The sequence below is a fragment of the Coriobacteriia bacterium genome, from assembly GCA_031292615.1.
Classification (GTDB): Bacteria; Actinomycetota; Coriobacteriia; order Anaerosomatales; family JAAXUF01; genus JARLGT01.
In genome coordinates this window covers 1-21835 of the sequence record JARLGT010000015.1, presented here as the reverse complement: position 1 = coordinate 21835, position 21835 = coordinate 1, and the positions used below count along the sequence as shown (strand labels likewise).

Here is a 21835-nt window from a genome sequence, read left to right as displayed (position 1 = left end):
CCGACCAAAGGGGCTGCTCGTGCCAATCGTCCGCATAGATATCCAGGCAGGTAAGTCTACGGCTTACAAGCGCGAAATCCTGCACGCCGTGCGCTCGGCGATCGTCGAATCGCTCGGCGTTTCGCACGAGAGGGTCCAGCAGCGCATCGTCGAGACGCCCGCCGAGAACATCGACTCTCCCGACTCGCCGACCGATCACCTCACGGTGATCGAGATCTCGATGCTGCCCGGTCGCAGCGCGGTGCTGAAGCAGGCGATGTATGGCGCGATCGTCGCTCACCTCGGCGAGGCGCCAGGGATCCACCAGCACGACATCACGGTTCTCGTGAACGACCCGTCGGCCGAGTGCTTCGCAATCGGTGGCGTGATGCAGTGCACCGTCGCGCCCGCCGGGGATGACGAGGACGACGAGGTCGAGCTCCTCGCGCCGATCGCGGCCGTGCCGACAGAGAGCGCGATGCAGACCGCACCGGCCGCCGACGCTGCGGCAGCGTCCGAGGGCGACGCCGATCTAGCCGAGCACGAATGAGCGACTCCACGACAACAGCCTCGGACGAAAGCACCGAGGCGCCGCTGGATCGCGCCCGGGCGTACACGCTCGGCGAGGAGATCGCGAACAGCATCATCCACGGCTTGGGCGTGACACTCTCGATCTCGGCGCTGACGATGCTCATCGTGTTCGCCGCGCAAGCGGGCAACGGCTGGGCACTGGGCGCCGGCATCGTCTACGGCATCTCGCTCGTGCTCGAGTACACAGCTTCGACTCTCTATCACAGCTTCCCGCAACCCCGCGTGAAGCACGTGTTCAAGATCCTCGATCACGCCGGCATCTACGTGCTCATCGCGGGCACCTACACGCCGTTCTGTCTCATCACGTTGCGAGACGCCGCTCTGGGCCCCATCAACCACGTCGGGCTGTGGCTGTTCGGGATTGTCTGGGCTCTGACCATCGCCGGAATCTCGACCGAGGCGTTTTGGACGTATCGGCCACGGTGGGTCTCGGCGGTTGTGTACCTCGTCATGGGCTGGCTCGTTGTGGTCACGATCCAGCCGCTCATCGCCAACATCGCGCCGGCGGGGCTTTGGCTGCTCGTGGCCGGTGGCCTGTGCTACACCGTTGGAACGATCTTCTACGTGCTGAAGAAGGTTCGCTACATGCACGCGATCTGGCACCTCTTCGTGCTCGCAGGGAGCATCCTGCACTTCATCGCGGTGCTCGTCTTCGTGATCATCCCGTCCTGAGTCCGCCGCCCGTCCTCGGCAATCAACCGCCCGTCCACGTGGCTTCGTTGACGGGGGTCAAGCCGAGGCCCTCACCTGCCGAATCTCTGTGAGCAGGCTCTCTCGTCTCTGACGAGGGCACGCTCGCTCTATCGCTGCCACGACACAGAGAGTCGGATCACAACATCGTGCGAGACCGGGGACCACATGGCGCGTCGCATCGACGGCTGCTCGCTTCGTCGTTGCTTTGCTGCGCCCTCGCTCTGCCCCTGACGGCTTCGGCTGCGCCCGGCACCACCCAACCGGCGGGCACGCTTCCCAGCGTAAGCATCGAACTCCCGCGCGACGCCGCAGGCAATCCTGACTCGTGGACCAAGCCTCCGCTGATCGCCCAACTGGTTCCGCAAGGCGAGGGCGTGGTCTGGTACCGATTCGGTGCCGGTCCCGGCCCTTGGCAGCGCAGCTTTGGCTACGTGGTGGTGCCTGAAGGCAAGCAGCTGCTCTCGGCGGTGCTCGTAGCCCCCGATGGCTTGGCCGGGCCGGTCACGCAGGTCGTAACCCGAACCGACGCGCACGCCACAGACGCGGGCACTTCCCCTGGCACGGCCGGCGCCTCGCAGGCCACCTACGTGGGTGCCCCGGTGACGTCGGGTTCGGTGGCGGTTCGAGTGGTGATCGGTCCTCGGCAACTGGGCGCGGTGGTGCGCCGGCTTGCGGGCGCGAACCGCTACGGAACCGCTGCCGCCATCTCGGCGTCGGAGTTCGTCTCGGCGCCCACCGTGGTGCTTGCGACCGGCGAGAAGTTCCCCGACGCGCTCACGGCCTCCGGGCTTGCGGGCGCGCTGGACGCCCCGGTGCTGCTCCTGCATCGCACGAGTGTCCCCGCCGAGACCAAGGCAGAACTGCGGCGCTTGGGCACGAGGCATGCGATCATCTGCGGAGGCACGCCCTCAGTCGACATGTACACTGAGAAGCAGCTGCGTGCGATGGGGATCAGCACGGAGCGGCTAGCTGGCAAGACGCGCTTCGAGACGGCGATTGCGGTCTCGAAGCGCATACAGGCCATCACGGGAACCACCGGCCGCGTCTTCATCGTGCGCGGCGACGCCTTCCCCGACGCACTGATCATCTCGCCGCTGGCGTACTCGCAGCGCTCGCCGATCTTGCTGAGTCCGACCAACAAGTTGTGGCCGACAACTGCGGCACGCCTCTCGGCGGCCCACTACAAGAGCGCCGTCGTGGTGGGCGGCGCCATGTCGCAGCGCACGATGAATGGCATCAGGAATCGCATTGGGGCAGTCGACTCTTGGGCGGGCGGCGATCCCTACGACACTGCCGTCGAAGTCGCGGCGCACGAAGTGTTGACCGGGGCGCTCTCGTGGAAGTACGTGGGCATCGCCCGAGGAGACATCTTCCCAGATGCACTGTGTGGTGGAGCCATCGCCGGCAAGCACGGCGGTGTCATCCTGCTGACTCCGTCGTCCGCGCTGGCCCCCGAAGTTGCCAACGCGCTCTCAGCGCACACCGCCGACATCCAACTGTGCGACATCTACGGCAGCAACATCGCAGTGGGCGATGCCATCAAGAGCCAGATCGAATCGCTGCTCCACTAGCGCACGGATACGGGTCGTCGCTGGCTGCCCCGGCCTGCTATCACGCACACAACGCGCGGCGGCTCCGACGATGCTACTGCGTCCCCGGGACGGTAGCGCTGTTCTCGTAGCCGCGCTGCTCCCAGTAGCCGCGATAGTTCGTGTCGTTCGACACCTGGATATCGGTGACCCACTTCGCCCACTTGTAGCCGAGCTGATCCTCGGCGACCACCTGGAAGGGGAATCCGCGTTCCGGCGGCATGACCACGCCGTTCATCTTGTACGCGAGCAGGATGTTGCGGTTCACGATGAAGTCGAGCGGAAGCGATGTCGTGTAGCCGTCGTAGCACTTGAAGATGACCACCTTGGCGTTGTGGTCGTAGCCAGCCTGTTCGAGGATGTCCTTGATCTTGGCGCCGGTCCACAGATACGTGACCGACCAGCCCTCGACGCAGTTCAGCGTGGTGACCTTCTGGAACGCGGGCATCGCGGTGACCTGGCCATATGTGAGCGACAGCGGCGTCTTGACCAGGCCGCTTACGCCCAGCCGATACGTCTTGACGTCTATGTGCTGCGGGCCCTTGATCGAGTTCTCGGGCTCGCTTCCCACCGCGTCGAGCTTCTTGCCCCGGTAGCTATTGATCTCGACCGCGCCCAAGTTGGTCGCGGTCGTGAGCTGTGATGCTGCGGGAGGTATGGGCGTGGCGCTTGAGGGAATGAGCCGCGTCACCACCGAACACCCCGCAGTCCCGAGCGCGCCGAGCACGAGCGCGATGATGAGTGCCGTTGCGAGACGAGTCCTCATGCGAGCCGCACCTCCGTCAGAGAGCCATCAGGTTCCACTAGAACGACGCGGTGGTTACCAGTATCTGCCACCGCGAGCATCGTGCCATCGGAGGAGATACCCGCAGGCTCTCTGAGCGCTCCAGCCTGGCCAGCCTCGCCGTCCCATGGCCGAGACTCACGCGTGACGGGATTGATGCGCTTGAGCCGGTCGTTGTACGTGTCGGCGACCGCAAGCACACCGTCGTGCGCCGCCAGGTCCTCGGCATGTTGAAGCTGCACGTCGCCGGCGACGCCGTCCTTGTCGCCGAAGGTGAAGAGCCCCTTGCCCACGATGGTGCGCACCCCTACGGCCTCGTCGGCGACGCGGATCGCCGAGGACTCGCAGTCCGCGAACGCGACGCGCGTGCCTAGCGCCGAGACTCCGGTTGGCTGCGCGATCAAAGCCCGGCCGAGCGTGCCGTCGGTAAGCTCCTCACCTCCCGTGCCGGCCCAAGGTCGAGCGGCAAGGGTGTCGTGGTCGAGCCGCCAGAGCTGGTGCGAGCCGGCCATGCCCACCACGAGCCAGTCTTCCAGCGCTGCCAGGCCCCACGGCGAGCGAACGTCGACCTTCGGCCCGAAGCCGCCCGCCGAGAACCCCTCACCGAGCTCGCCGGTACCCAGCACCCGCTCCCGCTGGTCGTCCGGCCCGAGACGCCACACCGCTTGCGCGGCACGGTCGGCAACGTAGAGCCGCCCGCCGAGCACGGCAAGTCCTTGCGGCTCGTCGAATCCTGTGTGCTCGGCGGTCACGTGCGCCACGGGCGTGCCTGCCGCGTCGCGCGAGAGCGCGCAGTCCAGCACGCGGCCGTGGCCGGTATCGGCGATCACCATCCGGTCGCCGGCGACCAGAACGCGACCGGGAAAACGCAGCGTGCCCTCGGCACGAGGCTGTCGCATAGTGACCCGGTCTGGGCCGCGGACGAGCTTGCCGTGCTTCTCCGCGTCAGCGATCGCGCTGTTGATCGCGTCGGCCATCGGCTCGAGAGGGAACTCGCCGGGCTGCAAGCCGAGCAGCTCGCCATCGGCGGCTATCAGCGCGACGGTGGGCCACGCCGAGACGTCGAACGAGCGCCAGATGCGGTACTGTCGGTCGTTGACTACCGCGTGGACCACGTTCTGGCGGTCGCAAGCCAGCGCGAGGTTCTCGGTGATGCGCTCGTGTGTGAACTTGCCGGCGTGAACGCCAACTACGGTGAGCGTGTCGGGGAAGCGGCGTTCCAGCTCGCGAAGGCGGGGCTGAACGTGCCGGCAGTTGATACAGCCGTAGGTCCAGAAGTCGAGAAGCACCACGCGCCCGCGTAGGTCGGACAGACGCACGTCACGTCCGCCGGTGTTGATCCAATCGAGTCCCTCTTTGAACTCCGGGGCCGACAAAGATCCTAGCCAAGATGCACACATGCAAACTCCATCCTCGCCGCCCTCCGACAGGACCGCTGACGGGGTATCTTCCCTGTCAACGACTTACTCACCGGAGAGGCTCCGAATGTCAGGCGGATACGAGGTCGCGTACCTCAAGCGAGACCAGTGCGGTTCTGACATCGTGACGTTTCGATTCGAGCGGCCAAGCGGCTATGCGTTCAAGGCCGGCCAGTGGTTCACGCTCAGCATCCCAACCGCCGAGGGCCCCGGCACTCACACGTTCTCGCACTCCTCGGCACCCGACGACGACTACCTCGAGCTCACGACGCGGCTCTCGCCCTCGGCGTACAAGCAGGCACTTGCGGCGCTCGAGCCGGGAGTCGTCGTGCACATCAACGGTCCGGGCGGGCGACTCGCCGTGGCTCCCGACGCGGTGCGCGTGGCGTTCTTGGCGGGCGGCGTAGGCATCACCCCCATACGCAGCCTCCTTCGCGACGCGGCGGCGCATCAACGGCGCTTCGAAGACGCGCTGCTGCTCTACGGAAACCGTGACGAGAGTTGCGTGCCGTTCCTCGACGAGTTCCGGGCGATGGCGGACATAGGGGTGCGGGTCGTAGTGGTCTACGAGCGTCCGACGCCCGAGTGGCCGGGCGAGTCCGGCTTCATCACCGCCGACGTCGTGCGTCGTCATCTCGACCCGAGTGATGGGAGGCAGATCTTCGTCACGGGGCCGCCGGTGATGGTTTCGGCGATCGAGAACGTTCTCGATCAGCTCGGAGTGGATGAGACGCGCAGGCGTATCGAGCGATTTGCATCTCCTACGTAGCGTATGCTAAGCACGGCTTGGCTGTTATGCTTATGTTCAGGTTGGATAATGCGAGGCTGATTGTGTCGTTTGAATGGCAAACAGGCAGCTAATCGCTACAATCTAATTGCGGGTCGAAACGACGCCCCAGCACCGTTCGTACAGATAGAGTGCGGTGTGGGCGATGCACAACGGACTCGAATTGGAGGGCACCGGGCACCGTGTACGACCTTGAAGGGGTTCTCGGACCCTCGGTCACACAGTTTGTCGAGAGCCATGTCAGATCCTTGTTGGCGTGGGACATCTTGGTGTTCTTCCACAGGAACCCGGACACCGCGCTAGACGCCTCAGCCCTCGCCGATCGACTGGGCCGGCGAGCCGAGGAGGTCGGGCCGGAGATCGATTCGCTCTGCGAGGGCGAGATTCTGGACTGCCGAGACGGAGTAGTGCGCTACCAGCCCACCGCGGAGCTGCGCGAGCAGGTCACGCTGTTTGTCGAGGCCTGCCAGGATCGCGGTCGCCGTCTCGCGCTGATCGCGCTGGTGCTGCACAGCATCGGCCGTGCATCCGCCGAGTAGCGCGCTTGCCCCTCCTCCCGCCGGTTGCGCGCTGTCGCGTGCGCTCTAGAGCGCGTCGCTGACCTCGAGATTGAGCGCCTCGGCGGGAACGATCTCGACGATGCGAACGAAGCCTTGCGCCAGGTCTATCTCGGGCCCCTCGCTGAACTCCATGCCGCGTTCGTCGTAGGTGAGCTTGACCACGGGCGCGAGGGGATCGTCGCCGGGACGGCAGACCACACCGACCGTCTGGTCGGAGAGCCGAACGACGCAGCCGATCGGGAAGACCCCCAGCGCCGCCACGAACGCACGCGCGAAGAACGGGTCGAGGAGCGTGCCAGCCTCTTGCAGCACGCGCACGACAGCGCGGTCGGGGGTGAGTGGCGGCACTCCTGTGTGCGGGTTGGTGAGGTTCTCGTAGCGGTCGGCGACGGCCACCATGCGGCTGTACGGGTGTGCGATGTAGTCGGCGGGGCGCTCGGGAAAGCCGCTCCCGTCGGGCGCGATGTGATGCTCGAAGGCGACAAGCATAGGTCCGGGGTCGTCCAAGACCAGCCGCTGAAGGATCTCGGCACCTACACGCGGATGCAGCTTGATGCTGACCTCGGCCTGGATCGGGTCGTCGGCGTCGAAAACCGACTTGCCGATGTCGTGCAGTAGCGCTGCCGTGGCCAGCCTCAGCAGACCATCGTCCGGTAGCTTGAGCTCTTGGCCCAGCGCCAGCGTGTAGATCATCACGGACAGCGAGTGATACAAGACCCGCTCGTCTTTCGACCTGATGGTCGCCATTCCGATTACGGCGGCCTGGTCCTCCATCATGCGGTCGAGCATGCCCTCTACGATTGGTGTGGTCTGCGAGAGATCGGCTACGCCACCGCCTGTGAGCTGCGCGGACATGTTGCGCACGGTGTTGACGAGGCGCGAGTGCATCGCGCGGTCTTCTCGGCGGGTGCGCTCTTGGGGAGTGCCTTCGCTTTCGTCGCCGCGGGCTAGGAACTGCACCGTGACGGCGTGAACGTTGCGCGAGGTGAGCTCGACCATCACGTCGAGGCCGGGGCGCGACTTCAGGGCGAGCACCTCGATGAGGCCTTGCGCGTCGGTCTGCGAGAAGCCGTGTGAGAACGTCAGCGACTCGATGCCGAGCGACTCGAAGGTCTCGGCGACCGAGTCGATACCGTGGATGTCCTCGGGAATGACGAGGCTTCCGTCGTAGAGCCGACCGAGGTGCAGGTTGAGCACGAAGGGGCCCTCGGCGGTCGCTCCGTCGACGGCCGTAATCAGCATGTCCATCGCCTCGCCGAACGCGGGATGCGCCGGCGGATAGAGTTGAACGGCCTTGCGCGCGCTACCCAGTCCGATGACGACGTCTGTGGCGTGGGCGGTCATCGGCTAACCGCCTCGCGTGCGCGCAGCTGTTGCGCAGCGGCTACTGCAGCCTGGATGTCGTTGAAGTGCCCACGCTTGATGATCGCGCGGCGCGAGGCCAGGCGGTCGAGCGTCTCGGCAGCGGCGGGGTCCGGGATGCGAGCGAGCACGCCGATGAACTCGCGCGCCAGCTCGTAGTCGGCGTGATCGATGTCGAGCTCGGAGAGCCGGGCCGATATGACACTGCCGGCTCCGGCGATGCGCGCCTTCGCGAGTCCCTGTGCTGCGGCGAGCGCGACCTCCTCGTTGGGGTCGCGCACCATCTCGGCCAGCAGCCGGCCGGCGGTGGGTCCGCCCGCTGTGGTCAGCCCGGAGACGATCTCCTTGCGCGCGGGCGCCTCGGGGCGACGCATGAGTGCTTCGACGGTTGCGGTGCTTCGAGCGTCGCCCTCGGCGGCCAGTCGCGCGACGATGTCGCACAGCTGGAACCACTGCGCCTGGAAGGCCACGGCGTTGAGCGGCTCGATCATTCGTTTGCCGAGCAGCCCCTCGGCAAACGCCAGCCCGGGGCCCTTGGAGTTGACGGCTGCGGCGACCAGCGGGGCAGCGGCTGGTTCGCCCAGGGCGCGGATGATGCGTTCGGCCACGACGCGCTTGTCGGCGTCGAGGAGTGCGTAGCTTACGAGGGCGGCGAGCGTCTCGGCGGTGGCTGCGGCCGGCGTGAGCTCTGCGAGCTTGACGCGGTCGGAGCGTGCCGCGAGCTGGGCCAGGATGTAGTCGGCGAGAGCGATCTGGCCGCCGCACACGAGACCCGGGACCATCTTGACGAGGCTCTCGGCGCTGGCATGCGTGTGCTCCGCGTCTGTCGCCTGATCGAGCAGCGTGAACATCGTGCGGACGCTTGCCGCATCGATAGCGCCGGTGGACGCTTGCACTGCTCGGCTTGCAGTCTCGATGTCGTTGGCCTTGATGGTGGAGGCCTGCACCACGGCCGCGTAGGTGTGGTCGACTGAGATAAGCGCGGGCTCAGCCTCCTTGCGGCGGCGGACATCGATCATGTGATCGAGGAACTTCGACTCGCTGTCGGTGTGCCCCTGCTCGGGCAGCATCGCGTGAATCTGAGCCTGCACGGCTTCGTCGAGCTGTTCGAGCGGCAACGACGTGAGCGCGGTCGAAAGCGAGAGCATGTTGCGGCCATAGGTGCCGCCGAGAATCGAGCTGGCTACCTCGGCGGCGGATTGGCGACGAAGCATCTCGCCCATCAGGTCGCGGAACGGGCCGGCCTCCATCGCCAGCCCCAGAAGTGCGTCGCGGGTTTCGACCGGCTGTCCGGGGAAGGCGGACGACATCGCCGTGGCAAGTTCGCCGGTCCCCTCGGCGCCCACCGAGCCTGAAATCGAGAGCAGGCCGCCCTTCAGCGCGCCCGGATCTGCGCCGACGCTCGTGAGCCAGGCTCCCAGCTTATCCGGGTCGGCGGCGAGCTCAGCGGCCGCGCCATCGCCGATGCCGCTTCCCAGCTCGCCTTCGCTGGACGGGCTGTCGATGACGGTCAGCAGTATCTCGCTGACGTTGATGTTGTGTGCTCCAGCGGCTGCGAGCGCTTCGCTAAAGCCACCCTCGGCCCGAACCTCATCGGCGTGCCGAGAAAGGGTGACGAGCATCGTGAGAAGGTCGTCGCCGGTCACGGCGCTCTCGAACTCGATCATCGAGACGCCGTGCGATCGCAGATCGTCGGCCAGCTCGACGCCGCCGGGCATGCCGACGCCGACGGACTCGCCGCCGCTTGAGAAGCCCTCGCGCGCCACCGAGACGGGCAGTGCCGTGACGCCCCGCTCGAAGACGTTGGCGAGCGCGGCGATAACCGCCTCCACCGACTGGCGCGGGATCGGGCTTGCGGCCGGATACAGGCGCAGCGAGCGACTCGCCGAGACGAGCGCTCGCAAGACCTGATCTACGTTGTTCTTCTCGTTGCCCTCAGGCACTTCGAAACCCCCTGCAAGTTGCTCCTTGGCGACCCACGTCTCGCACCGCAACCACCAGCGGGAACGTGTCGCTTCCCTGTTATCGGGCAACGAGGGCCGGTGGTTGAGCGCCTAATGGAAGTAGTTACCTCTCAGCACTCCGCGCCTGCCGATTCGCACGCTCGGTTACTGGTACTCTAGGGCCATGATCAGCGTCGGCGTTCAAGTCGTTCTTATCTTGGTGCTCATCGGCATCGAAAGCTACTTCGCGGCCGCAGAGATTGCCCTCATCAGCGCCCGCCGCACCCTCTTGCGCCAGCGAGCCGAAGAGGGCTCGAAGGGCGCCGGGACCGCCATAAAGCTGATGGAGGATCCCACCAGGCTGCTCTCCACCATCCAGATCGGCATCACCGTCATTGGCTTTCTGGCCGCATCGGCCGGTGCCGTCTCGCTCGCGGTGCCCGTCGCGGCGTGGCTCAAGTCGCTGGGCTATCCGATACTCGCACGCGTGGCGCCTGGACTCGCGGTCTTGCTGGTCACGCTAGTTATCAGCTACGTCACCTTGGTGCTGGGCGAGCTCGTCCCCAAGCGCCTTGGGCTCCAGCGCGCCGAAAGCGTCGCGATCGCTGTCGCCGGCCCGGTGTTGTGGCTCGAGCGCGCCGCCGCCCCCCTCGTCTGGCTGCTGACCGTCTCGACCAACGCCGTCTCGCGCCTCATCGGCATCAAGGGCACGGGCGGACGGCCGGGGGTCTCGGAGGAGGAGATCAAGCTCCTCGTCACGGAGCAAGGCACGCTGCTCGACGAAGAGAAGCGCATGATCCACGAGATCTTCGAGCTCGGCGACACCATGGCGCGTGAGGTAATGGTGCCCCGCGTCGACATGATGCTTGCCGAGGACACCGCAACCGTGTCGCGCACTGCCGAGATTCTGCAGGGCACCGGCTTCTCCAGACTGCCGATCTACCACGGCGACCACGACACTGTCGTGGGCATCGCGTTGCTCAAGGATTTGGTCGGTCCGCTGTCCAAAGGCGGGGGCGAGGAACTCATCTCCGAGCACATGCGCGAGCCGGTCTTCGTCCCCGAGACCAAGGGGATCTTGCCGCTGCTCTCCGAGATGCGAACGCTGCACAACCAGATTGCCATCGTGGTCGACGAATACGGTGGCACGGCCGGGCTGGTCACGCTCGAGGACATCGTGGAAGAGATCGTTGGCGAGATCGCCGACGAGTTCGACCGCGAGCACAAGTACATCCAGAGGATCTCGGAGCGTGAGTGGGTGCTCGACGGGCGCCTCGCCATCGAGGAAGCCATCGAGCGCGGCCTACCGGTGGAGGAGTCCGACGAGTACGAGACGGTGGCCGGTTGGATGCTGGCGCGACTCGGCCACATACCGTGCCCCGGCGAGTCGACGAGCCGTCGCGGCTACGAGTTCCGCGTGCAGGCCATGCGCCGCCGGCGGATTCAGCGCATTCGAGTCATGGCGCCGGCACCGACGCCGCGAGTAGAGGCAGGCGACGACGCGGGGGAGAGCGCCTAGCTGCTCGTGAGGCTTGTGTCCGATGACGCGAATCGAATCGGGCTGGTCTGGCTATACTCATTCCATTGCGCCCAAGCACAGCCCAACGTCATTCACCCGCTCCAAGGAGCCACTTCATGCCGAGAATAGCTGCCGCCAAGCCCACCAAGCCCGGTGACGTGATCGACACGCACGTCCACCTCTTTTCGCTGCCACTTCTCAAGGAGATGGCCGAGCGCCCCGAGACCCCCAAGCGCTTCAAGCAGGCGCTCAAAGAGGGCAAGTGGGGCCGCCGCGCCAATGAGTCCCTGCCCGACATGCCAGCCGACGAGATGGCGACCTGGTACGTCGATCGCCTCGCTGCGGCCAACGTCGCCAAGGCGCTCATCGTCTCGGTCATGCCGGATTCGCAGTTCATGCGCGACTTCATCCGCGAGGCCAATGGCCACGTGCACGCGCTGTGCAACGTCGATCCGCGCGACCCACGAAGCCCCGAGCTGCTCGAGCGCGAGATGGCGGCAGGGTTCCGGGGCGTCAAGCTCTATCCGGTCAACCGCTGCTTCAAGTTGAGCGACCCCAAGTGCCGGCCGTTCTTCGAGAAGGCCAACGAGCTGAACGCCAACATCATCGTTCACTACGGCGTCACGGTTGATCCTACCGGCGATCTGAACTTCGCCGACCCGCTCGATCTCTCGCCCGTCTCGCGCGACTTCCCCGAGCTGAAGTTCGTGATCGCCCACTTCGGCGCCGGCTGGCTGGACTCCGTCCTGCGCCTGGCCTACCAGTGCAAGAACGTGTGCGTCGACACGAGCGGCACCAACAACTGGATGGACTACTACGTCCCCAAGATGACGCTGCCGGAGGTCTTCGAGCGCGCGATCATGGCTCTGGGACCGGAGCGAGTGCTCTTCGGCACGGACTCGGGAACCACGGCGCCGTACCGCCACTGGATCCGCTTCATGCAGCAGAGAGTTCTCGAGGAGATGGGTCTCTCGGACACAGACCGCGATCTGATCTTGCGCGGCAACGCCTCGCGAATCTTCCGCCTCGACGAGCCGCTGTTCCCCGACGGAAGCGAGTAGCTCATGTCCGCCGAGAACCCCGAGCGCGCGAGCGAAGGCGCCCAGGTCGCGAGCGAGTTGCGCCGCGCGCTGGTCAGCGACTACGACACGTTCGTGAACTGGGACGCGCGGCTCGCCCGCGAGCTGCCGTTCTTCAAGGCCATCTTTGACGAGGTAGGCGCCAAGAGCGTGATCGATGTCGGCGCCGGTAGCGCTCGGCACTCGGTCGCCTTCGCGTGCTGGGGGATGGCCGTCGACGCCGTCGACCCCGACGACGCGATGCTCGCCGCCGCCGAGGCCAACATCGCAGCCGCAGCGGGGCGCATCGAGCAGGCCAGCGGCGAGCTTAGGCTGTTGCGTGGCGGCTTCGGCGACCTGGCCGGGCTTGGGCTCGGGGGTGCCGATGCGCTCACATGCACTGGGAACGCGCTGCCGCACGTGAAGGGAGTCGCGGGACTTCGAGACGCACTCGCGGACTTCTCGGCGGCGCTGAGACCGGGCGGGGCGCTCGTGCTTCACCTGCTCAATCACGACCGGCTGCTTGCCAGCAAGCAGCGCGCGATCATGCCCGTCATTCGCGAGGTGCCCGAAGGCACGCGCGTCTTCCTGCGCGTCATCGACTACCCAGCCGAGGGCGGCGAGTTCCTCGGCTTGGACTTCGCCACACTGGTGCGCGACCACGCGGGCGAGTGGACGATCGCGTCGCACCGCTCGGCGCACACGATCATCACCGCCGCGACGTTGACCGCCGAGCTGAAGGCCGCGGGCTTCGAGCGTGTCGAGCTGTTCGGCGGCCACGACCGACACGAGCTGACCACAGCCGACGAGAGTCTGCTTGCCGTGGCGCGCAAGCGATAGCAAGCGCGCGGCGCCACAGCAGTCCCTACGCTACCCGCGCGCCATGCCGAGGGTAGACGCGTAGAGTCTCGCGAATCGACTCAACGACTTGGGTGGGCGTCCGGTTGGCCAGCGCCGCCGTCGACAGCCATATCATGCTGTCTCGATCGGGATCGGCGACTAGGATTGCGTCGCGCTCCCAGACGATGCGCATCTCGTATCGCTGGGGGAGCAGCGAGCGAATGACCTCGAACCAGCTGCAGATGTCGTCCATCGTGGCCTCCTCGGAGTCGGTATGTGTCGGCTGCGATGAGGCTCGGCTGCGCTGCCGAGACCGGCTACGAGACACCAGCTAGCTTGCGTGGACGCGGCGGGGGTGCGCCCTTACTGCGGAGTCTGCCCATGTCCATGTCACATTGGAACGGGGCTTTTCGACAGTTGACAATGAAGTCACAAGCTCCTAACGCGAGCCTGTGATGCGCTGCGTTGCAGGCTCGCAAACTCGATGCAAACACTAGAGAACTGACGCCCCAAGACACGCCTCGTGAGGTAGGTTCGACCCGAAACGGTTGGTCCCGCTATTCAAGGAAAGCGATTGGTGAGTCATTTCATGGGGCTCTTCGGCAAGTTTCTCAGATCGACAACCTTCGTCGTTCTGGTCGTGGTACTGGCGATCGGAGCTGGCACTGGAGCATATCTCTACTCGCGCTCCAAGGTGCCGAGCAAGTCGGGTTCGGCGCACGTGAGTGCCGCTCCCTCGGCGACCATCAGCTCTGCTGGACTTCAAGTGATAATGGGGAGCCCCGACTTGACGGCATCCGATGCCTCGGCGACGACTGACGCATCCGCCGCGACCGGTGCGGCGGCAGGCGCGGCCGGGGCCGACGGCCTCGACGGTGCGGCTGGCGCGGACGGCGCGAATGGCGCCGATGGTGCAGCAGGCGCGGACGGCGCAACCGGCCCGGAGGGGCCGCAGGGTCCTAAGGGTTCCATCGGAGCGACTGGTCCGGCTGGCTCCATCGGAGCGACTGGTCCGGCCGGCTCGGTGGGCGCCACTGGGCCCGCAGGCGCCGGGCTCACGGCCGTTAGTCACGATGGCGGCGGCTTCGAGTTCCAGAGCCCCGACGGCGTCTCGTACCGTATCCACGTGACGAACACCGGCATCTACTTCGAGGGCCCCACGACCACCGAGGTCTGGAGCGACACGTCGCATTTCCAGACCCTGGTCCCATAGGCCAGCCGATGAATCTGCGTAGAGCGCTTGGCCTGTTGGCCGTGATAGCCGTTCTTGTTCTCGCCGGGTGCCTGCGGCCGCAGGCGCAGTCTTCGCCACAGGGGAAGCTGCTCGGCACGTGGTTCGACAGCCAAAGCGGCGATGAGTACAAGTTCATCACCGACTCCGTGCTAGTGGTTCCTCGCGCTCAACCGGGCGGCGGTAACGCCGTCACCTACCGCATCGTGGACGGCGATAAACTCGATATCGAGAGCTCCGGCTCCCACCACGTCAGCGTCATCGAAAGTGTGACACCGGATCGTCTGACGCTGGCCGACCCGATCAGCGGAGCGCCGCAGTACTTCTATCGGAGCATCGCGAAGACGCGCTTCATCAAGTCCGTCGAGGCCACGGCGCTGGCGGCGGTAAGCCAATTTGGCACCATCACGCCAAACCCCGAGATCGTCTGGCTGGCTAGGAAGCCGACGGGCAAGGGCACCGAGTGGGTTGACTGGATGCCGACGACGCTGAACACCTATGGCACCGCCTGGGATTGGTCGTCGCTCAAACGTGACAAGACCCTGGCGCGCACGTGGGGTGGCGGCTCGGCGATGGGCTACTCCTTCAGCTTCGTCCGACCCGTGCCGAGCAACAAGTCGCTTGAGGGCCTGAAGAAGGACACGAGCATCGATGCAACGGCCGGCTTCCCGATCATCGATGTCGGATACTCGGCTTCCAAAGCGAAGTACCCCGCAGGCACCATGGTCTACCTCCCCGGAGGCATGATCTACTCCCTCGGCGACGGATACGCTATCGGTGTTGCGCTCGACCGCAAGAACCAGTCGTTCGTGCCACTCACGCACAAATAGCCGCGAGTCCAACGAGCTACGACGATGGCGGGGCGGATTCGACGCCCCGCCATCGCGTTGCCCGAGGGCGGTACCGGCGATCCCTTTAACGTGCTTCGCCCGTCGCATGGCCTGTCGCATTTCACATTGCTGATGCAAGTTGTCACATTCGCTATCCAATAATTGCGGCGGAAGTTTACCCGCTTTTCCCTTGCGTGCAACCAATCATCCCCACCGGGTCTCTAGCATCGTGGCGACCGATGGAACGGCGCGTGCACACGCCGCCCGTCGGTCGTAATCAGGACCTCGGTCCGCAACCGACACGAAGAGAGATGTAAGGAGGCACCATGCGCGTGAACTCCAAAGTTGCCGTACTTGTCGCTGGAGTTGTGCTCTTGCTGGCTTCGACAGCTGCGGTAGCACACGCTGCGACACCTGCGCCGTATACGCCGGTGGCGTTGCAGGTCGGCACCGAGATGGGTAACGGCTTCTCGGGCGCTTACGGCGATGAGGTCGAGCTCCAGCCGGCCACGATGAACAGCATCGAGCGCCCCGGTGAGAAGTTCCACTTCCAGGTCTACATGTCGACCCTCACGTCACAGGGCGTTCCCTTTGGATGGACCGACTTCAAGGACTTCGAGGACATCCAGCTCGAGGACACCAACACCGTTCAGCCCTTCACCTACAACATCGGCGTCGATGATGGCGTGATTCTGAACGACGGCCTCGGCACGGTTGCGTTCCCTCAGTCTCCGTACCAGATCCGCTGCGAGTACAAGGCGCTCGACTCCTCGGGCACGGCCAACTCCACACTGGCCCCGAGCTTCAGCGAGACCGAGACGGTCACCGTCGAGAAGAACATGTCGACAACGGTCGGAATCTCGACCAGCGGATCGGTCAAGCACCTGGGCACCAACTTCAACTTCCAGGTGTCCCCGGACTGCGGCATCGGCAACATCGTGGTCACCGTCAAGAAGTCCGGCGCCAAGAACCGCACGTACACGCTCACGACCGACGAGACCGGCGCCGTGAGTGCCAAGCTCAAGCTCGGCACCAAGAAAGGCACCTACAAGGTGTATGCGAAGTTCGGCGGCAACGCCTATGGCGTCGCCTCCAAGACCGCTGTCAAGACACTCAAGGTATCCCACTAGCTCTTCACTGAAGAACTGAGAAGGAGGCACACATCCATGATGCGTTCAACACGTATCCGCATCGCCGCGATGGTCGCCACGGTTGCCATGGTTGCATCGTTTGCGACCCCGGCATTGGCCACTACGACGCTGCACATCTCTGGTTCCACCACGCTCTTCCCGCTCGCCTCGAAGTGGGCGTCGGTCTTCAAGGCCTCCAACGGCTGGGGCATCACCGTCGTCGGCGGTGGCTCGGGCAAGGGCATCAGCGATGTCAAGGGCGGCGCTGTTGATATCGGCATGTCCTCGCGCATGAAGCAGGCGTCGGACGGTAGTTCCGTTGTCTTCACTCCCGTGGCTCGTGACGCGCTCGTCATCGTCATCAACCCGAAGCTGCTGAAGAAGTACCCCAAGTACATCTACCGTCTGTCCGCGACGCAGGTCCAGAGGATCTTCCGTGGCCAGATCACCAAGTGGAGCCAGATCAACGGTCACCTGCCCAAGCACGCAATCGACCTCGTCGGCCGCACCGGCTCGTCGGGCACCTACACGTACTTCAAGCAGATGTTCCTCACCTCCGGAACCTCGATCGGTGAGATTGGATCGACGCAGTACAAGCAGTCGGCCCGTACCCGCACGTATGCCAGCAACGGCAGCGTTCGCTCGTCGGTCGCCGGCGACATGTATGCCATCGGCTACCTGTCCGATGCCTACGTGAACTCCTCGGTCCACGCGCTGAACATGCCGGCGCCGGCCAACTACTACGACTCAGACTACGTCGAGCACGCGACGCCCGCCTCGCTGGCCGGCAAGTGGATCGTTCCGTCGACGAAGACGGCGCTCAACGGCACGTACCTCTACGTTCGCCCGCTCTACTACGTAACGGTTGGCGCGCCTGCAGGCAACGCCGCGACCTTCATCAACTGGTGCCTGGGCGCCGGTCAGGCCTACTGCAGCGGCCAGCACTACCTGCCGCTCCACTAGGTCAGTTACCGAGCTCTCGCATCAATCGCACGCGGGAGTGCCGTCGTCGCCTTCACAGCGATGGCGGCACTCCCGCGATACGTGAACTCCCACCGCCCGGTTTGACGTTCCGGGCTGACCTCGAAGGCAGCGTTTGATGGCAACAAACACCGATGGCGGAGCCCTCGTCTTGGAGCCCGGCATCCCCTCCAAGATCAACCTCACGGAGTCCGTCAGCCGTACAGCGAGCGACACGTACATGCCCTACGTGCTGGGCGCCGCCGCGATCTTTTCAGGCCTCGTGGTCACGCTGCTCATCTTCTTCGTCCTGCAGAAGGCCTGGCCGGTGTTTCACTCCGAGGGATTTCGCTTCATCACGTCGAAGGGCTGGGATCAGCAGCTTGAGGACTCTTGGAGCGGGAAGGCGTTCTTTGGCGTATTGGAACTCATCGCCGGCTCTATCTTCTCGACACTTGGGGCGCTCGTCCTTTCGCTTGTGCTGGGACTTGGCTGCGCCGTGTTCCTCTCCGAACTCGCACCGTCGTGGCTCAAGAGCCCATTCGAGACGGTCATCCAACTGCTCGCCGGCATCCCATCCGTCGTCTTTGGCCTCGTTGGCTTGATGGTGGTTGTGCCCTTCATCGCCAACAATCTCGTCCCCGCGAACTCGGGGGACGTCGTGACGGAGATCCCGGTCAATGGGTCGTGCCTCCTCGCGGCGATCGTCGTGCTCGGATTCATGATCTTGCCGTTCTTCGTGACGGTAGCCACGGACTCGCTGCGTGCTATTCCGCGGTCCTACATCGACGGCGGACTTGCGCTTGGCATGACCCGTTGGCGCACGATTACGCGGATCCAACTGCCGGCCGCAGCGCCCGGACTGGTCGCGGGCCTGGTGCTGGCGGCAGCTCGCGGAATCGGCGAGGCAATCGCCATCTCCATGATTGGTGGGGCCATCGCGTTCGTGCCCACACTCGCGCACGGACCGCTGTACATGCTTCTTGAGCCGATACGTACGATGGCCTCGGCGATCGTTGAGAACGGCGGCGAGGCCATGGACGTCCCGGCCATGGCAGCCGCTCTGTTCGGACTCGCGTCGCTTCTGCTGCTGTTCAGCATCTCGCTGAGTCTTGTCGCGCGCTGGTCGTTCACTCAATTCAATCGTCGCATGGGCATCTCCAGCGACCGAGCAATCTAGGAGGGGGAGAGCATGGAAGCAATCAACGACGGCGGACGCCACACCTTCGGATCGCGCGTCGGCACGGCTCTGTGCTGGATCGCGTCGGCAATCGTCGCGGTCGTCTGCCTCTGGATCATCGGCTATCTCTTCTGGCAGGGCTGGCACGCGATCAACTGGGCCTTCCTCACCACGGACCCGGATGCAAGCTTGTTGGAGAACCACGCTGGAGGAATTCGAACACCCATGGTTGGCACCACCATCCTGGTGCTGTTCAGCATTTTGATTGCTCTCCCGCTCGCAATAGGTGCCGCGATCTACCTCTCCGAGTACATGGACGAGCGCTGGTGGATCACCCGGATCGTGCGAATCGGGCTTGAGACGCTCGCGAGCGTTCCCAGCGTCGTCTTCGGCATGTTCGGCTTGGCCGTGTTCACCATGAGCTTCTTCAAGTTCTTGTCGGCGAGTGGTACCGCCGGCGGGAAGATGGCTTTTGGCCGCTCCTTCATCGTGGCCTCGATCGTCATGGGAATCCACATCCTTCCCTTCGTGATCAAGGTGACCGAGGAGTCGATCCGCAACGTGCCCGCGAACCTGCGCCAAGGCGCCTACGCGCTGGGCATGACCAAGTGGCGCACGATCAGCAAGGTCGTGCTCCCCGCCGCGCGCTCGGGCATCGCCACAGCGGTGGTGCTTGGAATGGGCCTGGCCGCAGGCGACACGGCCATCGTCTGGCTGACCCTCGGCGGATCGATGACTATGGCCGTCGACAAGTGGTGGCAGATCGGGAACTGGCTGCCCGTGCTCAAGGGCGCTGGCTCGACACTCACGACCTACGCGTACTTCAACTCGGCGGCCGGTGACGGCAACTCTCCCGTCGCCGCGTTCGGCGCCGCCTTCGTTCTGATCTGCATCGTGCTGATATTCAACCTCGCAGCAGCCCTGATCTTCCGGCGCAACAAGATGGCGCGCCGGTAGTCCCCAAGTGACGAGCACTCCTCGGACGTCTTCGAAAGGACCGGACCGATGACCGACAGCCCGATGACAGTGAACCCAAATACGACCCTGTCGGCATTGGAGGGGATGCTCAATTCCACCGCACCGCGCGTCCGCTCCACCGACGTTCCAGCCGTGTTCGAGATTGCTGGTCTCGACGCGACCTACGGGAACAAGAAGGTCCTGCACGATGTGTCGCTCGATATACCCGAGCGGCGTGTGACCGCTTTCATCGGCCCATCTGGCTGCGGGAAGTCGACGGCGCTTCGCTGCCTCAACCGCATGAACGACGAGATACCGTCGTTCAGGATGACGGGAAGCATCAAGCTGGCCGGCCAGGACATTCGCAGCAAGAACGTGAACATCACGGCTCTGCGCCGGTCCGTGGGCATGGTCTTCCAGTCGCCCAACCCCTTCCCGATGTCGATCTACGACAACATCGCGCTTGCGGTTCGGGAGCACCAGGGTCGGACCGACCGCGCCAAACTGGATGCCATCGTCGAGCAGGCTCTGAAGCACGCCAGCCTGTGGGACGAAGTGAAGGACATCCTTAAGGACTCGGCGCTGGCGCTCTCTGGCGGTCAGCAGCAGAGGCTGTGTATCGCTCGGGCACTCGCGGTCAAGCCGGCCGTGATCATGCTGGACGAGCCATGCGCCTCGCTCGACCCGATCTCGACCGCGAGCATCGAAGAACTGCTGCTCGAGCTGTCGACCGACTACACGATCGTCATCGTCACGCACAACTTGGCGCAGGCGAAGCGTATCTCGGACAAGGTGGGTTTCTTCCTGATGGGACGCCTGCTCGAGTTCGGCGACGCGCTTCAGGTGTTCGAGGCGCCGGTCAGCCCGGAGTGCGCCGAGTACGTGAACGGTGCGTTTGGCTAGGCCCGCGCGAGCGGCAGAGTCACTGCGCTACCTACGCCTCCGAATCCGCTGCGGTCGCCGCCGCCGGGTCGGAGGCGCTCTCTTGCATCGAGCCTTGGCTTGCGAAAGACGAAGGCGACGCCAGCCACACCAGATGCCCGGTAGGGACGCCGGGGTCGTCGATGTCCAGACGCGCGATTCCGCCCTTCTTCAGGACGATTGAGCCACCGCCCATGGTGGCCTCGATGACGTTCGAAAGCCCGGGGTCGTGTCCGACGAGAAGCAGCCGGTCCTGATCGGCGTTGGATTTCAGGATGCGGCGAAACCCGGTGATATCGAAGCCGGGCGCCAGGACGTCGTCGATCTGGACGAGCTTCGACGCCTCGAGTGCGGCGGCGACGATCTCGGCCGTCTGGAGAGCGCGGGTGAGCGGGCTCGTAAGGATCTTGCTGGGGCGGAATCCAGTCTGCACGAAATGCCGGGCGGCAGCCTCGGTTCGTGCGACTCCCAGCTCGGAGAGCGGTCGCTCGGTATCCGGGCCCTCCCATGCACGCTTGTCGCCGGCGTCGCCGTGGCGCATGAAGTACACGCGCTTGATCATCGCTTGACCCTTCTCGTCTCGGCATGGGGTGTCCCTACGGCGCCTCACGGGGGGGCCCTCTCTCTGCAGCCACCGGTCTGTCCGTCTTGGCACCCACGCGAAGGGGCCCCGGCCGACGTCCGGAGCCCCTTCGCCGTGCGAATCGAGCACGTCCGCGATTGTGGCGGCGGCCCGTGTGGTGGGTTGCGCAGCCGCTAGAGGCCCTTGGCAACCGCGAAGTCGCCGTCGTAGTTGACGACTGCCCATGCGGTCTTGGTGCTCTGGTCGATGCCGTAGGTGCCCAGGCCGTAGCTCGAGTTCCACGGGCCGAGGACGAAGTGCGTCGTGCCGCCGAAGTTCTTCGACACCGCCTTGACCCAGTGGCCGTTGGCATCGCGGGTGGCTACGCCGAACTTCCCGTTGCTGAGTTGCTGACCGTGCGCAGCGAGGTCGTCGTAGCTGATCGAAAGAGTGTAGGTGTCGGCCTGCTCGGTGCGGTCCGCGTTGGGAAGCATGCCCAGCGTGGCGCCGAGCGACTCGTCCCACAGCGAGAGGCTGTCGGCCATGCCCCACAGCGTCAGCACGTGGCTGGCCAGCGCGTCGTCCTTCTTGCCCGGGTACGACCAGCCGGTGTCGACGGTCTTGACCAGCGGACGTGCTGCGCGATCGGTGCCCGTGCTGCCGTTGGTGCCGCTCAGGATGGCAGCGACCGTGCCGTGGAAGCTGTCGTGGACCGACGTGTAGGACGCGCCCTGGGCGACGACGAACTCCTTGCCGTTGAGGCTGTAGCCGAAGCGCTCACGACGGTAGAAGTGGACGCTGGTGGGCGAGTTGACGAGCTTGCTCTCGTTGCCCACCGGCGAACCGTACGGCATGCCGATGGTGGAGGAGTAGAAGTCGACAGTCACGCGGGCGCCGTCGACGGTGAAGATGTAATAGCCGAACGTGTCGAGCTCCTGGGC

General features: G+C 65.2%; 22 protein-coding genes. 15 read left to right on the top strand and 7 right to left on the bottom strand.

Annotation, left to right across the window (positions count from 1 at the left end; translation table 11 throughout):
- Nucleotides 1-19: 19 nt before the first annotated feature.
- The 3 genes from P4L93_01440 (at nt 20) to P4L93_01430 (ending at nt 2834) form a co-directional block, all read left to right on the top strand.
- The gene (locus tag P4L93_01440; GenBank protein ID MDR3685609.1) at nt 20-529 is read left to right on the top strand and encodes a tautomerase family protein; all 510 of its coding nucleotides are present in this window, start codon (nt 20-22) and stop codon (nt 527-529) included.
- Entirely contained in the window at nt 526-1242 is a 717-nt protein-coding gene (locus P4L93_01435) for a hemolysin III family protein (protein ID MDR3685608.1), read from the top strand. Before P4L93_01440 ends, P4L93_01435 begins: the two co-directional genes overlap by 4 nt.
- 167 nt (nt 1243-1409) lie before the next feature.
- Nucleotides 1410-2834, top strand: a complete 1425-nt coding sequence (locus P4L93_01430) for a cell wall-binding repeat-containing protein (protein ID MDR3685607.1) — start codon at nt 1410-1412, stop codon at nt 2832-2834.
- A 73-nt stretch (nt 2835-2907) separates the two neighbouring features.
- Here P4L93_01430 and P4L93_01425 read toward each other — a convergent pair whose 3' ends face one another.
- Complete coding sequence (locus P4L93_01425; protein MDR3685606.1) at nt 2908-3618, bottom strand: molybdopterin-dependent oxidoreductase; 711 nt, start codon at nt 3616-3618, stop codon at nt 2908-2910.
- Nucleotides 3615-5036: a thioredoxin-like domain-containing protein gene (locus tag P4L93_01420; protein MDR3685605.1), complete on the bottom strand. Its 1422-nt coding sequence runs from the start codon at nt 5034-5036 to the stop codon at nt 3615-3617. Before P4L93_01420 ends, P4L93_01425 begins: the two co-directional genes overlap by 4 nt.
- An 85-nt stretch (nt 5037-5121) precedes the next feature.
- Between P4L93_01420 and P4L93_01415 the strand changes: the two genes are divergently transcribed.
- Together P4L93_01415 and P4L93_01410 are read left to right on the top strand one after the other, a co-directional pair.
- Nucleotides 5122-5823, top strand: a complete 702-nt coding sequence (locus P4L93_01415; protein ID MDR3685604.1) for an FAD-dependent oxidoreductase — start codon at nt 5122-5124, stop codon at nt 5821-5823.
- A gap of 200 nt (nt 5824-6023) precedes the next feature.
- Entirely contained in the window at nt 6024-6380 is a 357-nt protein-coding gene (locus P4L93_01410; protein MDR3685603.1) for a hypothetical protein, read from the top strand.
- Nucleotides 6381-6425: 45 nt separating this feature from the next.
- On the opposite strand, the gene P4L93_01405 is transcribed toward P4L93_01410, so the two are convergent.
- Complete coding sequence (locus P4L93_01405) at nt 6426-7745, bottom strand: HD domain-containing protein (GenBank protein MDR3685602.1); 1320 nt, start codon at nt 7743-7745, stop codon at nt 6426-6428.
- On the bottom strand, nt 7742-9706 hold the full coding sequence (locus P4L93_01400; protein MDR3685601.1) for a hypothetical protein: 1965 nt from the start codon (nt 9704-9706) through the stop codon (nt 7742-7744). Before P4L93_01400 ends, P4L93_01405 begins: the two co-directional genes overlap by 4 nt.
- A 184-nt stretch (nt 9707-9890) precedes the next feature.
- On the opposite strand from P4L93_01400, the gene P4L93_01395 reads away from it, so the two are divergent.
- The 3 genes from P4L93_01395 (at nt 9891) to P4L93_01385 (ending at nt 13123) form a co-directional block, all read left to right on the top strand.
- Nucleotides 9891-11225 carry a hemolysin family protein gene (locus tag P4L93_01395; protein ID MDR3685600.1) on the top strand — a complete coding sequence of 445 codons (1335 nt, stop codon included), beginning with the start codon at nt 9891-9893 and terminating at the stop codon, nt 11223-11225.
- Between the two features lie 116 nt (nt 11226-11341).
- Nucleotides 11342-12286 carry an amidohydrolase family protein gene (locus tag P4L93_01390; GenBank protein ID MDR3685599.1) on the top strand — a complete coding sequence of 315 codons (945 nt, stop codon included), beginning with the start codon at nt 11342-11344 and terminating at the stop codon, nt 12284-12286.
- Between the two features lie 3 nt (nt 12287-12289).
- A complete protein-coding gene (locus P4L93_01385) occupies nt 12290-13123 on the top strand; it encodes a methyltransferase domain-containing protein (protein ID MDR3685598.1) in 834 nt (277 codons plus the stop codon).
- 25 nt (nt 13124-13148) lie between these two features.
- Here the strand turns inward: P4L93_01385 and P4L93_01380 are convergent, their stop codons facing one another.
- On the bottom strand, nt 13149-13376 hold the full coding sequence (locus P4L93_01380; protein ID MDR3685597.1) for a hypothetical protein: 228 nt from the start codon (nt 13374-13376) through the stop codon (nt 13149-13151).
- A gap of 324 nt (nt 13377-13700) precedes the next feature.
- On the opposite strand from P4L93_01380, the gene P4L93_01375 reads away from it, so the two are divergent.
- The 7 genes from P4L93_01375 to pstB all read left to right on the top strand — a co-directional run bounded on the left by P4L93_01375 (nt 13701) and on the right by pstB (nt 20314).
- The gene (locus P4L93_01375; GenBank protein ID MDR3685596.1) at nt 13701-14336 is read left to right on the top strand and encodes a hypothetical protein; all 636 of its coding nucleotides are present in this window, start codon (nt 13701-13703) and stop codon (nt 14334-14336) included.
- A gap of 8 nt (nt 14337-14344) precedes the next feature.
- On the top strand, nt 14345-15184 hold the full coding sequence (locus P4L93_01370; GenBank protein MDR3685595.1) for a hypothetical protein: 840 nt from the start codon (nt 14345-14347) through the stop codon (nt 15182-15184).
- Between the two features lie 332 nt (nt 15185-15516).
- Nucleotides 15517-16314, top strand: a complete 798-nt coding sequence (locus tag P4L93_01365) for a hypothetical protein (GenBank protein ID MDR3685594.1) — start codon at nt 15517-15519, stop codon at nt 16312-16314.
- Between the two features lie 36 nt (nt 16315-16350).
- Nucleotides 16351-17277, top strand: coding sequence for a substrate-binding domain-containing protein (locus tag P4L93_01360; protein MDR3685593.1), 927 nt, complete (start codon nt 16351-16353; stop codon nt 17275-17277).
- A gap of 136 nt (nt 17278-17413) precedes the next feature.
- Nucleotides 17414-18454 carry a phosphate ABC transporter permease subunit PstC gene (gene pstC / locus P4L93_01355; GenBank protein MDR3685592.1) on the top strand — a complete coding sequence of 347 codons (1041 nt, stop codon included), beginning with the start codon at nt 17414-17416 and terminating at the stop codon, nt 18452-18454.
- Between the two features lie 12 nt (nt 18455-18466).
- Nucleotides 18467-19411 carry a phosphate ABC transporter permease PstA gene (gene pstA, locus P4L93_01350; GenBank protein ID MDR3685591.1) on the top strand — a complete coding sequence of 315 codons (945 nt, stop codon included), beginning with the start codon at nt 18467-18469 and terminating at the stop codon, nt 19409-19411.
- Between the two features lie 48 nt (nt 19412-19459).
- On the top strand, nt 19460-20314 hold the full coding sequence (pstB, locus tag P4L93_01345; protein ID MDR3685590.1) for a phosphate ABC transporter ATP-binding protein PstB: 855 nt from the start codon (nt 19460-19462) through the stop codon (nt 20312-20314).
- 31 nt (nt 20315-20345) lie between these two features.
- Here pstB and sixA read toward each other — a convergent pair whose 3' ends face one another.
- Together sixA and P4L93_01335 are read right to left on the bottom strand one after the other, a co-directional pair.
- Entirely contained in the window at nt 20346-20894 is a 549-nt protein-coding gene (gene sixA, locus P4L93_01340; GenBank protein MDR3685589.1) for a phosphohistidine phosphatase SixA, read from the bottom strand.
- Nucleotides 20895-21088: 194 nt separating this feature from the next.
- On the bottom strand, nt 21089-21835 hold a 747-nt coding region (locus P4L93_01335), incomplete at its 5' end, for a metallophosphoesterase (protein ID MDR3685588.1).

Bases quoted from the DNA above. Each gene is read 5' to 3' on its own strand.
- P4L93_01435 (MDR3685608.1), top strand. From the start codon at position 526: ATGAGCGACTCCACGACAACAGCCTCGGACGAAAGCACCGAGGCGCCG.
- P4L93_01425 (MDR3685606.1), bottom strand. From the start codon at position 3,618: ATGAGGACTCGTCTCGCAACGGCACTCATCATCGCGCTCGTGCTCGGC.
- P4L93_01420 (MDR3685605.1), bottom strand. From the start codon at position 5,036: ATGTGTGCATCTTGGCTAGGATCTTTGTCGGCCCCGGAGTTCAAAGAG.
- P4L93_01415 (MDR3685604.1), top strand. From the start codon at position 5,122: ATGTCAGGCGGATACGAGGTCGCGTACCTCAAGCGAGACCAGTGCGGT.
- P4L93_01405 (MDR3685602.1), bottom strand. From the start codon at position 7,745: ATGACCGCCCACGCCACAGACGTCGTCATCGGACTGGGTAGCGCGCGC.
- P4L93_01395 (MDR3685600.1), top strand. From the start codon at position 9,891: ATGATCAGCGTCGGCGTTCAAGTCGTTCTTATCTTGGTGCTCATCGGC.
- P4L93_01390 (MDR3685599.1), top strand. From the start codon at position 11,342: ATGCCGAGAATAGCTGCCGCCAAGCCCACCAAGCCCGGTGACGTGATC.
- P4L93_01385 (MDR3685598.1), top strand. From the start codon at position 12,290: ATGTCCGCCGAGAACCCCGAGCGCGCGAGCGAAGGCGCCCAGGTCGCG.
- P4L93_01380 (MDR3685597.1), bottom strand. From the start codon at position 13,376: ATGGACGACATCTGCAGCTGGTTCGAGGTCATTCGCTCGCTGCTCCCC.
- P4L93_01370 (MDR3685595.1), top strand. From the start codon at position 14,345: ATGAATCTGCGTAGAGCGCTTGGCCTGTTGGCCGTGATAGCCGTTCTT.
- P4L93_01360 (MDR3685593.1), top strand. From the start codon at position 16,351: ATGATGCGTTCAACACGTATCCGCATCGCCGCGATGGTCGCCACGGTT.
- pstC (MDR3685592.1), top strand. From the start codon at position 17,414: ATGGCAACAAACACCGATGGCGGAGCCCTCGTCTTGGAGCCCGGCATC.
- pstA (MDR3685591.1), top strand. From the start codon at position 18,467: ATGGAAGCAATCAACGACGGCGGACGCCACACCTTCGGATCGCGCGTC.
- pstB (MDR3685590.1), top strand. From the start codon at position 19,460: ATGACCGACAGCCCGATGACAGTGAACCCAAATACGACCCTGTCGGCA.
- sixA (MDR3685589.1), bottom strand. From the start codon at position 20,894: ATGATCAAGCGCGTGTACTTCATGCGCCACGGCGACGCCGGCGACAAG.